This is a genomic window from Amycolatopsis sp. NPDC004079, from assembly GCF_040610415.1.
Lineage (GTDB): Bacteria > Actinomycetota > Actinomycetes > Mycobacteriales > Pseudonocardiaceae > Amycolatopsis > Amycolatopsis halotolerans.
This window is the reverse complement of record NZ_JBEXMH010000003.1, coordinates 326,802-339,012: the sequence shown is the minus strand read 5'-3', so window position 1 is coordinate 339,012 and position 12,211 is coordinate 326,802. Positions and strand designations below refer to the sequence as shown.

The following is a 12,211-nucleotide window of genomic DNA, read 5'->3' as shown; positions in this document are numbered from 1 at the left end:
CGAGCTACCCCGCGAAGAGCTCCGCCGGAAAACGCGTCTCCCGGTCCTCCTGAAGCCGCGTATAGAAGTCGTTCATCTCCACCGCCACCGCCGCATGACTCGCGACCACCTCAGCGATCGGCGAAGGCAACGCAAGCTCCCCCGCAGCCGCACGGCGTACCGCAGCCAGGCGGCTGGCTCGGTCCCAGGTCCCGCACACCTCGGTCACCAGCCAGTTCACCACATACATCGACCCATAAGCCCGGTCGTGCTCCGCATTCAGCTCGGCGAACGCCAGCTCCTCCTCGGTCAAATCGAACCGGCGCGCGAATGCCAGGCCAAAATCAGTCAGCGCAAACCGATCGCCATCGGTCAGGAAATTCTCGAAGTGGTTGTCGAAGTGCAGCACACCCTGCGCACGAAGGAACGAGAGCGTCTCGCCGACCTGTGCCGCAACACGTTCAGCCTGATCCAAATGACCTGGCAGCCAACGGTGCAAGTTAGTCGGGAAATACTCGCAGAACAGCACAACGCTCGACGAAGCATCCCGCAGCTCCGTGAGCCTCCGGCGGACTGCGGAAGAACCGCCCCAGTACTCGACGTCCTCTTCCAACGGACGATCCGGCACCCGGCCCGAGAGAACCGGCAGTACTCGCCAGTGGTGCAGCAACGGGAAGTTCTCGCACTGACCGCTCAGGACCCAGCCGTTGGCCATCACGTGCAGCGCCAGCTCCCGCCAAGCCGAGCCCTCCGGCGAACCGAGGCCGTAATGGCAAAAGGCAGGCAGGCCATACAGATTGGCCGTGGAATGCGGATGCTGCCGTTCCAGCGCGGTAAGCGGCACCCGCTTCGCGAACACCGGTACCCCGTCGACGTCCAGCCGGGCACCGGTGCCGCCGATTCCCTCGGACACGACTTCAGCTGCCTCCAGCCGCTCGGTGAGCTGGCGGTCGCTCAGCAGCGAAAGCGCGGTGCTCGCCGCGGCGTGCTGCGAGATTCTCGAAGAAGAAGACCCCATAACACAAGACAATAGAGAAAAAGGGCGGCCCCCAAAGCTGGGAGCCGCCCTTTTTCGCTAGCTAATTCACTCGTTCTCGGACTCGCCGTTTTCCGCGGCGCCGATGCTCACCGGCGGGGCGTCGGGGACCGAGGACGGACGCTTCTCACCGCGGAAGGTGAAGTGCGCCTCGTCGTCGCGGTCCTCGGGGTTGCCGCTCCAGCCCTCGACGTCGACCACGATGATCTGACCCGCTTCGACCTCGCCGAAGAGGATCTTCTCCGACAGCTGGTCCTCGATCTCGCGCTGGATCGTGCGGCGCAGCGGCCGGGCGCCGAGCACCGGGTCGAAGCCGCGCTTGGCCAGCAGCGCCTTCGCCTTTTCGGTGAGCTCGATCTCCATGTCCTTGGCCTTGAGCTGCGTCTCGACCCGGCCGATCATCAGGTCCACCATCTGGATGATCTGTTCCTGGTTGAGCTGGTGGAAGACGATGATGTCGTCGATCCGGTTCAGGAACTCCGGGCGGAAATGCTTCTTCATTTCCTCGTTGACCTTCTGCTTCATCTTCTCGTAGCGGTTCGCCGTATCCGCTCCGGAGGAGAAGCCGAGGCTCACGGACTTCGAGATGTCCGAGGTGCCCAGGTTCGAGGTGAAGATCAGCACGGTGTTCTTGAAGTCGACCGTACGGCCCTGGCCGTCGGTGAGGCGGCCGTCTTCGAGCACCTGCAGGAGGGTGTTGTAGATCTCCTGGTGCGCCTTTTCGATCTCGTCGAAAAGCACCACCGAGAACGGCTTGCGCCGCACCTTCTCGGTCAGCTGCCCGCCCTCTTCGTAGCCGACGTAGCCCGGAGGGGCGCCGAACAGCCGCGAAGCGGTGTAGCGGTCGTGGAACTCGCCCATGTCGATCTGGATGAGCGCGTCGTCCTCGCCGAACAGGAACGCCGCCAGCGCCTTCGACAGCTCCGTCTTACCGACACCGGACGGGCCGGCGAAGATGAACGAACCGGACGGGCGCTTCGGGTCCTTCAGACCCGCACGCGTACGGCGGATCGCCTGGGAGACGGCCTTGACCGCGTCCTCCTGGCCGATGATGCGCTTGTGGAGCTCGTCCTCCATGCGCAGCAGCCGGGTGGTCTCCTCCTCGGTGAGCTTGAACACCGGGATGCCGGTCCAGTTGGCCAGCACCTCCGCGATCTGCTCGTCGTCCACCTCGGCGACGACGTCGAGGTCGCCGTCCTTCCACTGCTTCTCCCGCTCGCCCTTCTGGCCGAGGAGCTGCTTCTCCTCGTCGCGAAGGCGCGCGGCCCGCTCGAAGTCCTGCGCGTCGATCGCGGACTCCTTGTCCCGGCGGACGTCGGCGATCTTCTCGTCGAACTCGCGCAGGTCCGGCGGCGCGGTCATCCGGCGGATGCGCATCCGGGCGCCGGCCTCGTCGATCAGGTCGATCGCCTTGTCCGGCAGGAACCGGTCGTTGATGTAGCGGTCGGCCAGCGTGGCGGCCGCGACCAGCGCCGAGTCGGTGATCGAGACGCGGTGGTGCGCCTCGTACCGGTCGCGCAGGCCCTTCAGGATCTCGATCGTGTGCTCGAGCGACGGCTCGCCCACCTGGATCGGCTGGAAGCGGCGCTCCAGCGCGGCGTCCTTCTCGATGTACTTGCGGTACTCCTCGAGCGTGGTCGCGCCGATCGTCTGCAGCTCGCCGCGGGCCAGCATCGGCTTCAGGATCGACGCCGCGTCGATCGCGCCCTCGGCGGCACCCGCGCCGACGAGCGTGTGCAGCTCGTCGATGAACAGGATGATGTCGCCGCGGGTCTTGATCTCCTTGAGCACCTTCTTCAGGCGCTCTTCGAAGTCACCGCGGTACCGCGAGCCTGCGACCAGCGAGCCGAGGTCGAGGGTGTAGAGCTGCTTGTCCTTGAGCGTCTCGGGCACCTCGCCCTTGACGATGCTCTGCGCCAGCCCCTCGACGACGGCGGTCTTGCCGACGCCCGGCTCGCCGATGAGCACCGGGTTGTTCTTGGTGCGCCGCGACAGCACCTGCATGACCCGCTCGATCTCCTTGCCGCGCCCGATGACCGGGTCGAGCTTGCCCTCGCGGGCGAGCACGGTCATGTTGCGGCCGAACTGGTCGAGCACCAGCGAGGAGGACGGCGTGCCCTCGCCGCGGCCGGAGCCGCTCTCGGTGGACTTCTCGCCGGTCTGGTAGCCCGACAGGAGCTGCAGCACCTGCTGGCGGACCCGGTTGAGGTCCGCGCCCAGCTTCACGAGCACCTGGGCGGCGACGCCCTCGCCCTCGCGGATCAGGCCGAGCAGGATGTGCTCCGTGCCGATGTAGTTGTGGCCGAGCTGCAGCGCCTCGCGCAGCGACAGCTCAAGCACCTTCTTCGCCCGCGGCGTGAACGGGATGTGCCCGCTCGGCGCCTGCTGGCCCTGGCCGATGATCTCCTCGACCTGCTGGCGCACGCCCTCGAGGGCGATGCCCAGCGACTCCAGCGCCTTGGCGGCGACACCCTCACCCTCGTGGATCAGACCCAGGAGGATGTGCTCGGTGCCGATGTAGTTGTGGTTGAGCATCCGGGCCTCTTCTTGGGCCAGGACGACCACCCGCCTCGCGCGGTCGGTGAACCTCTCAAACATGCGCACTCCCTCGACTGCTGCGTCGGCGGCCCGTAACCTCCGTGGATCGCGTCCACGGCGGACAGCACCGTGAGACCACTCTAGTAGCCAAGCGGTCGCGCTTGCGTACCACTACGGCTTCCGGCGGCCCGTTCGCACCCGGACGGCGACCCGGTCGGTCACCGCTGCTCATCCGGTTGCGCTGCACCTTTACTCCCTCTCGAACGTACGGGACCGGATCAGGATTCCGCCCGGGCACCCCTGTCCGCTCAGCGCGAACACCCCCGCGCGTCCGGGTGGTCTCAGTCCGTGGCCACCCGATTGGCGCAATCCTCTCTCGTATGTAAGGTTAGGCACGCCTAATCAAGATCAGGACGGGGGTGAGCCGGGTGAACCCGCAGCGCTCGCGCGACGACGCCCGCGAGATCGGCGACGGGCTCGCGTCCTCCCTGCTGCGCGCCAGTGCCCGGCACGACCTGCGCCGCGATGTCCCCGAGGACTGGTTTCGCTGCGCTGACCTCCTGGAACAGCCCGCGCTGTTCGTCGAGTGGCGCTCCCGGCTGAGCGACTGGCTCCTCGACCAGCACGGCATCGCACCGGCGCGGACCGCAGCCAGCTACGTGATGTCCTGGTACCTGTACGTCCCCGCGTACGTGGGCGCGTTGCTGCTGCACCACGAGCGTCGCGTGCCGTCGCTGAAGCCGGAGCAGCTCGCGTTCGGCCTCGGCCCCGACCGGCCGCATCCTGAGGGCATGGCCGTCCTCAGCGACGCTTTCTACTGCCTGCCGACAGACCCGGGCAGCGTCCGCCCAGAGGCCACCGTCGTGCGCGATGAACGCGCGCTGGCCGCGGTGCTGCGCGCGCAGTTTGTCGGCCACGCTGCCCGCTTCGTCCGCGCCTACGCCCCTGGCACCAGGCTCGGCCGCCGCATGCTCTGGGCGGCCGCCACAGACGCGCTGGACGGCGCGCTGTGGCGGGTCGGCAAACAAGGCGGGACAGCCGAGGCCGAAGGCGCTGGCGTCGCGGACGCGGCATTGGTGCTCGACGCGCAGTACAGCCCGCTGACCTCGGCGTCCACCTTGCGCATGGGGATCAACGAGGACGGACGCCGGGCTTGGGAGCGCCGTCGGGAGAGCTGCTGCTTCTCCTATCTCCTGCCCGGGGAAGCAGAGTGCGAAAGCTGTCCGCGAACCTGCCCTCGTTGATCTCCATCGAGTGAAATATCAGGCGTACGGGTCCCGGCCCGTCGCGCCGAGCGCCCGGTGCAGCACCGGCGCGGTTTCCGGCACCGCGACTTCGGGTCCGAAAACGCCGCCCTTGCGAGCCTCCTCGCCCATTCCGGCCGCGAACGCGAGAACCACTTCAGCCGCTTCGTCCGAACAGTTCAGCTCGGTGCCGCTCGCCCGCGTGAGATCCCAGGCGTGCACGACGAATTCGCCGAGCACCATGTCTCCGACGACCGCGGCGGGCAGTTCGGATCCGCCGAAGGTGATGGTGCCGGTCCACGCCTCCGGCGGAGTGAGCGCGGCGACCACGTCGTCGGTCAATGCTTCGAGCGCCTTCGGCCAATCGTCGCCGACGAGCGAGGCTTCGGCTTCGCTCGGCGCGGGCGGTTCATAAGGCTCGTGCCGGATAGCGGCGGCGAGCCACGGGCCCCAGTAGAAAAGGTGGTTGAGAAGGCCGCGAACGTCGTAGTCCGCGCATGCGGTGGGCGCGGTCAGCGAAGGGGCGGCAGCCGCGACGCGCCGCAGTTCGGCGGCGGCCGGGGCGAGCAGTCCGGAGTGATTCGACATGCGCCCGAGCCAACCACGCTGGCGCGGCGGCCGTCTTGAAATTACGCGACGCACTAGCGTTTCAGCCATGCGGCGGATCCCGAGCGGCATCCTGAACGAGCGGACGGCTCGCACCAAGTTCACCATCACCCGGCATCCGCCCGCCCCGGAACTGCGCGATTTCGTGGAACACCACTGGATACTGCGCTGGGACCTGACCGAACCCCATGAACAGCACGTGCTTCCGAATCTGTCGGTACACGTGACGTTCTTCCCCGGCGCGTCCGGCGTTTACGGTCCGGCGCACCGGCTTTTCACGCATCGGCTCAGCGGACGCGTGCACGGGATCGGGGCCAGGATCCGGCCCGGATGTTTCCGCCCGTTCCTCGACGCCCCGGTGCGCACCCTCGCCGATCGCGCCGAGGACGTCGCCGCGATCTTCGGGCGCGCCGCCGCGGTCGCTGAAAAAGCCGTCCGGAATGCGGAAACGGACGCGGAAATGATCACTGCAATCGACAACTTGCTGATCGCACGCCCTCGCCCCATTCTCCCGGGCGCCCGGGTCGCCGCCGAGGCGGTGGAAACAATCGCCGCGGATCCCGAGATCACCAGGGTCGCGGAACTGGCGGCGGCACTCGGGCTGTCGGTCCGGGCAGTGCAGCGGTTGTTCGCCGAGCACGTCGGAACAACGCCGAAGTGGGCGATCCGGATTTACCGCCTGAACGAAGCCGCCCGGTTACTGGCCGCACCAGCCGCTCCGGATTACGCGGATCTGGCGACTCGGCTGGGCTATAGCGACCAACCTCACTTCATCCGCGATTTCCGCGCGGTGACCGGAGCCCCTCCCGCGGAGTACGCCCGTTCCGCCCGCCGGCTGATCTCGTGCACGCCGGACGGCGCAAAGCCGGGAAACTAATACCGAACGCCAAACGGCCGCCGGGAATGTTCCCGACGGCCGTTTGGCGTGCAGAGTGCGAAGACCCCCGTCTCCGCCGCGGTGCGTTCTCCCGGTTCGCTAACCGGAGGACCGCATCCGCGAGTTCCGGAAATGCCCGGTCAGTTCTTCTTGTGGTAAGCCTCGACGACCTCCGACGGGATGCGCCCGCGGTCGGAAACCTGGAAACCGTTCTTGCGGGCCCACGCGCGAATCGCCTGGTTCTGCTCGCGGTCGACCGCGGCCGGGCGGGCCGGGGACTTGCCGCCCGCGACCGGACGCAGCGGCGCGCGCTTGCGGCCGCCGGCACGGCGGGCGTGCTCGACATACTGCGCCAGCGCGTCCCGCAACTCCTCGGCGTTTTCGCCCGACAGGTCGATCTGGTAGCTCACACCGTCCAAACCGAACTCAACGGTCTCTTCCGCCTCACTGCCGTCGAGGTCGTCGACCAGAGAGACAAGCACCTTCTGTGCCATCTGATTCCTCCTGCGGGGCTTACCCGAATGATCTGGCTACATGATCTGGTTTCGGGGCAAGCCCCGAGCTACAGAAGTCTTTGACACCCATATTAATACCCGCTTGTCCGGCCGTAGGCAAATCCGCATTGAGGAAATCTCGACCGGTGCGGCGAACGGTGTCCTATTCAGGTCGCACGAGCGGGAAGAGGATCGTCTCCCGGATACCGAGCCCGGTCAGAGCCATGAGCAGCCGGTCGATCCCCATTCCGACCCCGCCGCTCGGCGGCATTCCGTACTCGAGCGCGCGGAGGAAATCCTCGTCGAGACGCATCGCCTCGCTATCCCCGGCGGCCCCGAGCCGCGCCTGTTCGGTGAGCCGCTGCCGTTCCACCACCGGATCCACCAGCTCGGAGTATCCGGTCGCGAGTTCGAAACCGCGCACGTACAGGTCCCACTTCTCGGCCACGCCCTCGCGGCTGCGGTGCTGCCGGGTGAGCGGCGAGGTCTCGAGCGGGAAATCCCGGACAAATGTGGGCGCGTGCAGTCCGTCGCCGACGAGATGTTCCCACAGTTCTTCGACAAGTTTGCCGTGCGCTAGCTTGGGATCCACCTCGATCTCGCGCGCCGCGGCGATCTTGTGCAGTGCTTCGGCGGGAGTATCCGGCGTCACTTCCTCGCCGAGTGCTTCCGAGAGCGACTCGTACATGCCGAGTGTCGTCCATTCGCCGGAAAGGTCGTACTCGGTTCCGTCGGCGAGAGTGACGACCTGGGTGCCGAGCACGTTCTCCGCGGCCTCCTGGATGAGTTCGCGGGTCATCACGGCATTCGTGTCGTAAGTGGCGTACGCCTCGTAGTACTCGAGCATCGCGAACTCCGGCGAGTGCGAGGAGTCGCTGCCCTCGTTGCGGAAGTTCCGGTTGATCTCGAAAACCTTCTCGATCCCGCCGACCACGCAGCGCTTGAGGTACAGCTCCGGCGCGATGCGCAGGAACAGCTCGAGGTCGAAGGCGTTGGAATGCGTGACGAACGGCCGGGCCGCGGCGCCGCCGTGCAGCGTCTGCAGCATCGGCGTCTCGACCTCGGTGAATCCCCGGCCGTGGAACGACTCCCGCAGCGAACGCATCACGCCGGCACGCGTGCGCACCACGTCGCGCGCCTTCGGCCGCATAATCAGATCGACATAACGCTGGCGGATTCGCGTTTCCTCGGCCAGCTCCTTGAACGCCACCGGCAGCGGGCGCAGCGACTTCGCCGCGATCTGCCAGTGCTCGGCCAGCACGGAAAGCTCGCCGCGCTTCGAGGTGATCACCTCGCCGTGCACGAATACGTGGTCGCCGAGATCGACATCGGACTTCCACGAAGCGAGAGACTCGGGCCCGACCTGCGCGAGACTCAGCATCGCCTGCAGTTCTGTGCCGTCGCCCTCACGAAGAGTGGCGAAACACAGTTTGCCCGTATTGCGGAGAAACATGACGCGACCGGTGACGCCGACCGACTGACCGGTGCTGGTGTCGGCTTCGAGACCGGAATGTTCGGCACGGATCTGCGCGAGAGTGTGCGTACGCGGAACCTCTACCGGGTAAGGATCGGCGCCCTCCGCGATTATCCGGTCGCGCTTGTCCCGGCGCACCCGCATCTGTTCGGGCAGGTCGTCATCGGGCAGTGCGTCGGACGCGGAGAATTCGGTCATGGCCATAGCGTACGAACACGCTGGTGAACCGCGTCAACCGGATTCCCCTTCCGGGGCACTCACGGTATTAGGGTGGTTACTCGTGAGCGATCCCGGCACTGATGCGGAACTGCACGCCCGGCGGGCTTCTTCGTTCGGGGACCAGGCGAGCGCCTATGCCCGGCACCGGCCGGACTATCCTCGAGCGGCACTCGAATGGGGTATGTCCGGAGCGAACCGGCCGGTCCGCGACGTGCTGGACCTCGCGGCGGGCACCGGAAAACTCACCGAAGGACTCGTCGATCTCGGCCGCGCGGTGACCGCGGTGGAACCCGATCCGGGCATGCTCGCCGAACTGTCCCGGCGGCTTCCGGACGTTCCGGCGCTGCTCGGCAAGGCCGAGGACATCCCGCTGCCGGACGAATCGGCTGACGCGGTGTTCGTCGGCCAGGCCATGCACTGGTTCGATTTGGCGGCGGCGTTCGCGCAGATCCGCCGGGTCTTGCGGCCGGGCGGGGCCATGGTGGCGCTGTGGAATCACGAAGACGAATCCGTGCCGTGGGTGCGCGAATTCGCCCGGCTGATCCGGACCGACATCAACCGGGGGTTCGCCGACTCCGGGCAAACGCTGCGCGCGGACGGCTTCGGCCCGTTCGAACAGGACCGGTTCGCCCACACGCACCGGCGCTCGATCGACTCGCTGCTGGCGACCGTGAGCACGCATTCGCATCTGCTGATCGCGTCCGCGGACGAGCGCGACCGGCTGCTCGCGGAAGCCAGGGCGTACCTGGAAACTGTTCCGGAGGCCGGAACCGGCGAATTCGATTACCCGCTGGTCACCACGGTTCTGCGGGCTCGCCGGCGCTGAAGCGGCGACCGAAATCACCACCTCGGCGGGTCCGTCCGGTGCTAATTTCGGAGGTGGCGGTGTTCCGCCCCGGACGAGCGCGTCGTACCCGGTGACGACAAGACGGCGCAGTGCACGCATCCGTCACTGCGAAAGGTTCTTGATCATGGCCTGGCTCGTTCTTGTCGTTTCCGGATTTCTCGAAACCGTGTGGGCCGCGGCGCTCGGCGCCTCGAAAGGCTTCAGCAAGCTCTGGCCGAGCGTGCTGTTCGGCGGCGCGCTGCTGCTCAGCATGTCCGGTCTCGCGTATTCCTTGCGCGAAATTCCGCTCGGCACCGGCTACGCGGTGTGGGTCGGCATCGGCGCGGTGGGGACCGCGGTGTACGGGATCGTCGCGATGAACGATCCGCTCACCGTCGGCCGGATCACCTGCCTCGTGCTGATTGTCGCCGGGGTCGTCGGGCTGAAACTGTTCCACTGATCTTCATCCGAGCGCGATCTCCAGCCCGCGCAGCCGCTCCGGCGCGGAAATCACGTCGATCCCGGCAATCAGGTCGCCGTCGAAAACGAACTTGAGGACGACGGCCAGCCGGCCGCGCGGGGCGAGCACCAGGCCGGGACCGCCGTCGACCAACGCGACCTGCGTACTGCGCGCGACTTCCGAAGCAAGCAGCGCGCCCTTGCTGACCGCTCGGACACCGCGCAGCACCACTGGTGCCGCGCCGGTGTCCGAGTGCAGCACGACGTCTGGATCGAGCACTTTCAACAGTCCCGCGAAGTCTCCCTCGCGAGCAGCGGCCAAATAAGCCTCGACAGCCCCGCGTCGCTTGCTCGCATCGGCGGGCCCGGCTTCTCCGCCGCGAACCCGGCGACGGGCCCGGCTGGCCAACTGCCGGACCGCCGCCGGACTGCGGTCCAGGATCTGCGCGATGTCCTCGAAGGGCACGGCGAACATGTCGTGCAGCACGAAGGCGATCCGCTCGGCCGGGCCGAGAACGTCGAGCACCACCAGCATCGCCAGCCCGACGGAGTCGGCCAGTTGGGCTTCTTCGGCGAGGTCCGCGCCGTCGTCTCCGCGGTCGAGCGGGAACGCGTCCAGCGAGTCCTCCCGGCGGTGTTCGCGCGTGCGCAACAGGTTCAGGCACACCCGCGCCACCACCGTGGTGAGCCAGGCGGGCAGATTCCGCACTTCGGAAATGTCCGCGCCGTCCGCGCGCAGCCAAGCTTCCTGCACTGCGTCGTCGGCCTCGGCGAGCGAGCCGAGCATGCGGTAAGCGACCCCGCGCAGCCGCGGCCGCTGCTCCTGGAATTGGGCCGCGAGCAGGTTCCGGTCGTCCACCTGTCACATCTCCTTCACGGGCGGGTTCATCCCAGTAGGACACCCCCAGTGCCCGACCAGCGGCACTTTACCCGGAAGGAATTGTCATGACGACGATCTTGGTCACCGGCGGCACCGGAACCCTCGGCAAGCTGGTCGTTCCCGCGCTCGGCGACGCGAAGGTGCGCGTCCTCAGCCGGAACGCCAACGGCCCCGACCGGTTCGCCTGCGACCTGATGACCGGCGAGGGCCTTGCCCCCGCGGTCGACGGCGCCGACGTGGTCGTGCACCTGGCAGGCGGTCCGAAGGGCGACGACGTGGCGACGGCGAATCTCGTCCGGGCCGCCGAACGCGCCGGAGTCGGCCACCTGGTTTTCATTTCGGTGATCGCCGCGGACGCGGTGCCGCTCGGCTATTTCCGCCGCAAGCACGAAGCCGAAAAACTCGTCGCCGCGGCCGAAGTGCCCTCGACCATCCTGCGTGCGGCCCAGTTCCACGGCTTCTGCCTCAATGCCGTGCAGGCAGTGGCGAAACTGCCGATCGTGCCGGTGCCCGGGGTCAATTTCCAGCCGGTCGACGTCCGGGAAGTGGCCGAGCGGATCGCGCGGCTGGCGCTCGGCGACCCGGCCGGGCGAGTACGGGATCTGGCTGGCCCCAAGGTGTACGGCATGGGCGAGCTGGTCGACAAGTATGTGCGGGCTCGCGGACGGCGCCGCGTGAAAATGCCGATGCGGATTCCCGGTGCCGCCGGAAAGGTCTATCGCGCGAACGGCAATCTCAACCTCGACGCGGACACCGGCACCCGCACTTTCGAGGATTACCTCGCCGAGCAGTTCGGCTAACGCACATTCCGTTCGTACACCAGCCGCAGGCCGAGCAGCGTCAGGTCCGGCACGTGCTCCTTGATCGTCTCGGATTCGCCCAGCACCAACGGGGCGAGCCCGCCGGTGGCGATCACCGTGACCGGATCCGAGCTGTCGGCCCGCAGTTCCCGCACGATCCGCCGCACGAGCCCGTCGACCTGGCCCGCGAAGCCGTACAGAATGCCGGACTGCAGGCATTCCACGGTGTTCTTCCCGATCACCGAACGCGGCGGGACGAGTTCCACCTTCCGCAGCGCGGCCGCGCGGGCGGCGAGCGCGTCCACCGAGATCTCGATGCCCGGGGCGAACGCCCCGCCGAGGAATTCGCCCCGGGCCGAGATCGCGTCGACATTCGTAGACGTTCCGAAATCGACCACCACGCACGCGGTGGCGTGCAAATGGTGCGCGGCAAGGGTGTTCACGAGCCGGTCCGCGCCGACTTCCTTCGGATTGTCCACCAGCAGCGCGACCCCGGTGCGCACGCCGGGCTCGACCACGACCTTCGGCACCCGCGCGTAATAGCGGCCGAGCATCACCCGCAATTCGCGCAGCACCGCGGGCACTGTGGACAGTGCGCTGATTCCGGTGACCGCGTCGGCGTGCGGGCCGAGCAGCCCGCGCACGGTGAGCGCGAGTTCGTCCGCGGTCATCCGCGCGTCGGTGCGCATCCGCCAGTCACCGACCAGCTCGGCGCCCTCGTAGAGGCCGAGCACGATGTTGGTGTTGCCGACGTCGACAGTGAGCAGCAACGAGGTCTT

General features: G+C 67.5%; 12 protein-coding genes and 1 riboswitch. Of the genes, 5 read left to right on the top strand and 7 right to left on the bottom strand.

From position 1 onward, the window contains the following. Window positions 1–4: 4 nt before the first annotated feature. On the bottom strand, window positions 5–892 hold the full coding sequence (locus ABZX37_RS05210; protein ID WP_354736157.1) for a hypothetical protein: 888 nt from the start codon (window positions 890–892) through the stop codon (window positions 5–7). Window positions 893–1,063: 171 nt separating this feature from the next. Continuing rightward, a complete protein-coding gene (locus ABZX37_RS05205) occupies window positions 1,064–3,613 on the bottom strand; it encodes an ATP-dependent Clp protease ATP-binding subunit (RefSeq protein WP_354736155.1) in 2,550 nt (849 codons plus the stop codon). Window positions 3,614–3,981: 368 nt separating this feature from the next. Here ABZX37_RS05205 and ABZX37_RS05200 point away from each other — a divergent pair, with 368 nt between their 5' ends. Next, complete coding sequence (locus tag ABZX37_RS05200) at window positions 3,982–4,797, top strand: (2Fe-2S)-binding protein (RefSeq protein ID WP_354736153.1); 816 nt, start codon at window positions 3,982–3,984, stop codon at window positions 4,795–4,797. Window positions 4,798–4,815: 18 nt separating this feature from the next. On the opposite strand, the gene ABZX37_RS05195 is transcribed toward ABZX37_RS05200, so the two are convergent. Then, window positions 4,816–5,385: a TIGR03086 family metal-binding protein gene (locus ABZX37_RS05195; protein WP_354736151.1), complete on the bottom strand. Its 570-nt coding sequence runs from the start codon at window positions 5,383–5,385 to the stop codon at window positions 4,816–4,818. A 67-nt stretch (window positions 5,386–5,452) separates the two neighbouring features. On the opposite strand from ABZX37_RS05195, the gene ABZX37_RS05190 reads away from it, so the two are divergent. Further along, the gene (locus ABZX37_RS05190) at window positions 5,453–6,280 is read left to right on the top strand and encodes a helix-turn-helix domain-containing protein (protein WP_354736149.1); all 828 of its coding nucleotides are present in this window, start codon (window positions 5,453–5,455) and stop codon (window positions 6,278–6,280) included. Between the two features lie 140 nt (window positions 6,281–6,420). On the opposite strand, the gene ABZX37_RS05185 is transcribed toward ABZX37_RS05190, so the two are convergent. Both ABZX37_RS05185 and lysS read right to left on the bottom strand, forming a co-directional pair. Further along, complete coding sequence (locus ABZX37_RS05185; protein ID WP_009084272.1) at window positions 6,421–6,774, bottom strand: Lsr2 family protein; 354 nt, start codon at window positions 6,772–6,774, stop codon at window positions 6,421–6,423. Window positions 6,775–6,937: 163 nt separating this feature from the next. Next, window positions 6,938–8,446, bottom strand: coding sequence for a lysine--tRNA ligase (gene lysS / locus ABZX37_RS05180; protein WP_354736147.1), 1,509 nt, complete (start codon window positions 8,444–8,446; stop codon window positions 6,938–6,940). Between the two features lie 82 nt (window positions 8,447–8,528). Between lysS and ABZX37_RS05175 the strand changes: the two genes are divergently transcribed. Both ABZX37_RS05175 and ABZX37_RS05170 read left to right on the top strand, forming a co-directional pair. Next, window positions 8,529–9,293 carry a class I SAM-dependent methyltransferase gene (locus ABZX37_RS05175; RefSeq protein WP_354736145.1) on the top strand — a complete coding sequence of 255 codons (765 nt, stop codon included), beginning with the start codon at window positions 8,529–8,531 and terminating at the stop codon, window positions 9,291–9,293. Between the two features lie 50 nt (window positions 9,294–9,343). Further along, window positions 9,344–9,405: riboswitch (guanidine-III (ykkC-III) riboswitch) on the top strand. 33 nt (window positions 9,406–9,438) lie between these two features. Next, the gene (locus ABZX37_RS05170; RefSeq protein ID WP_067576886.1) at window positions 9,439–9,753 is read left to right on the top strand and encodes an SMR family transporter; all 315 of its coding nucleotides are present in this window, start codon (window positions 9,439–9,441) and stop codon (window positions 9,751–9,753) included. A gap of 3 nt (window positions 9,754–9,756) precedes the next feature. Here ABZX37_RS05170 and ABZX37_RS05165 read toward each other — a convergent pair whose 3' ends face one another. Beyond that, entirely contained in the window at window positions 9,757–10,611 is an 855-nt protein-coding gene (locus tag ABZX37_RS05165) for a sigma-70 family RNA polymerase sigma factor (protein ID WP_354736142.1), read from the bottom strand. 86 nt (window positions 10,612–10,697) lie between these two features. Here ABZX37_RS05165 and ABZX37_RS05160 point away from each other — a divergent pair, with 86 nt between their 5' ends. Further along, window positions 10,698–11,432 (top strand): NAD(P)H-binding protein, encoded by a 735-nt coding sequence (locus tag ABZX37_RS05160; protein WP_354736140.1) that lies wholly within the window; start codon window positions 10,698–10,700, stop codon window positions 11,430–11,432. On the opposite strand, the gene ABZX37_RS05155 is transcribed toward ABZX37_RS05160, so the two are convergent. Continuing rightward, entirely contained in the window at window positions 11,429–12,202 is a 774-nt protein-coding gene (locus ABZX37_RS05155; protein WP_354736138.1) for a type III pantothenate kinase, read from the bottom strand. The genes ABZX37_RS05160 and ABZX37_RS05155 overlap by 4 nt on opposite strands. Between the last annotated feature and the right edge of the window lie 9 nt (window positions 12,203–12,211).

What these genes read in the sequence shown, in the direction of transcription:
- ABZX37_RS05205 (WP_354736155.1), bottom strand. Translation starts at nt 3,613, where the DNA reads ATGTTTGAGAGGTTCACCGACCGCGCGAGGCGGGTGGTCGTCCTGGCC.
- lysS (WP_354736147.1), bottom strand. Translation starts at nt 8,446, where the DNA reads ATGACCGAATTCTCCGCGTCCGACGCACTGCCCGATGACGACCTGCCC.
- ABZX37_RS05190 (WP_354736149.1), top strand. Translation starts at nt 5,453, where the DNA reads ATGCGGCGGATCCCGAGCGGCATCCTGAACGAGCGGACGGCTCGCACC.
- ABZX37_RS05195 (WP_354736151.1), bottom strand. Translation starts at nt 5,385, where the DNA reads ATGTCGAATCACTCCGGACTGCTCGCCCCGGCCGCCGCCGAACTGCGG.
- ABZX37_RS05170 (WP_067576886.1), top strand. Translation starts at nt 9,439, where the DNA reads ATGGCCTGGCTCGTTCTTGTCGTTTCCGGATTTCTCGAAACCGTGTGG.
- ABZX37_RS05160 (WP_354736140.1), top strand. Translation starts at nt 10,698, where the DNA reads ATGACGACGATCTTGGTCACCGGCGGCACCGGAACCCTCGGCAAGCTG.
- ABZX37_RS05185 (WP_009084272.1), bottom strand. Translation starts at nt 6,774, where the DNA reads ATGGCACAGAAGGTGCTTGTCTCTCTGGTCGACGACCTCGACGGCAGT.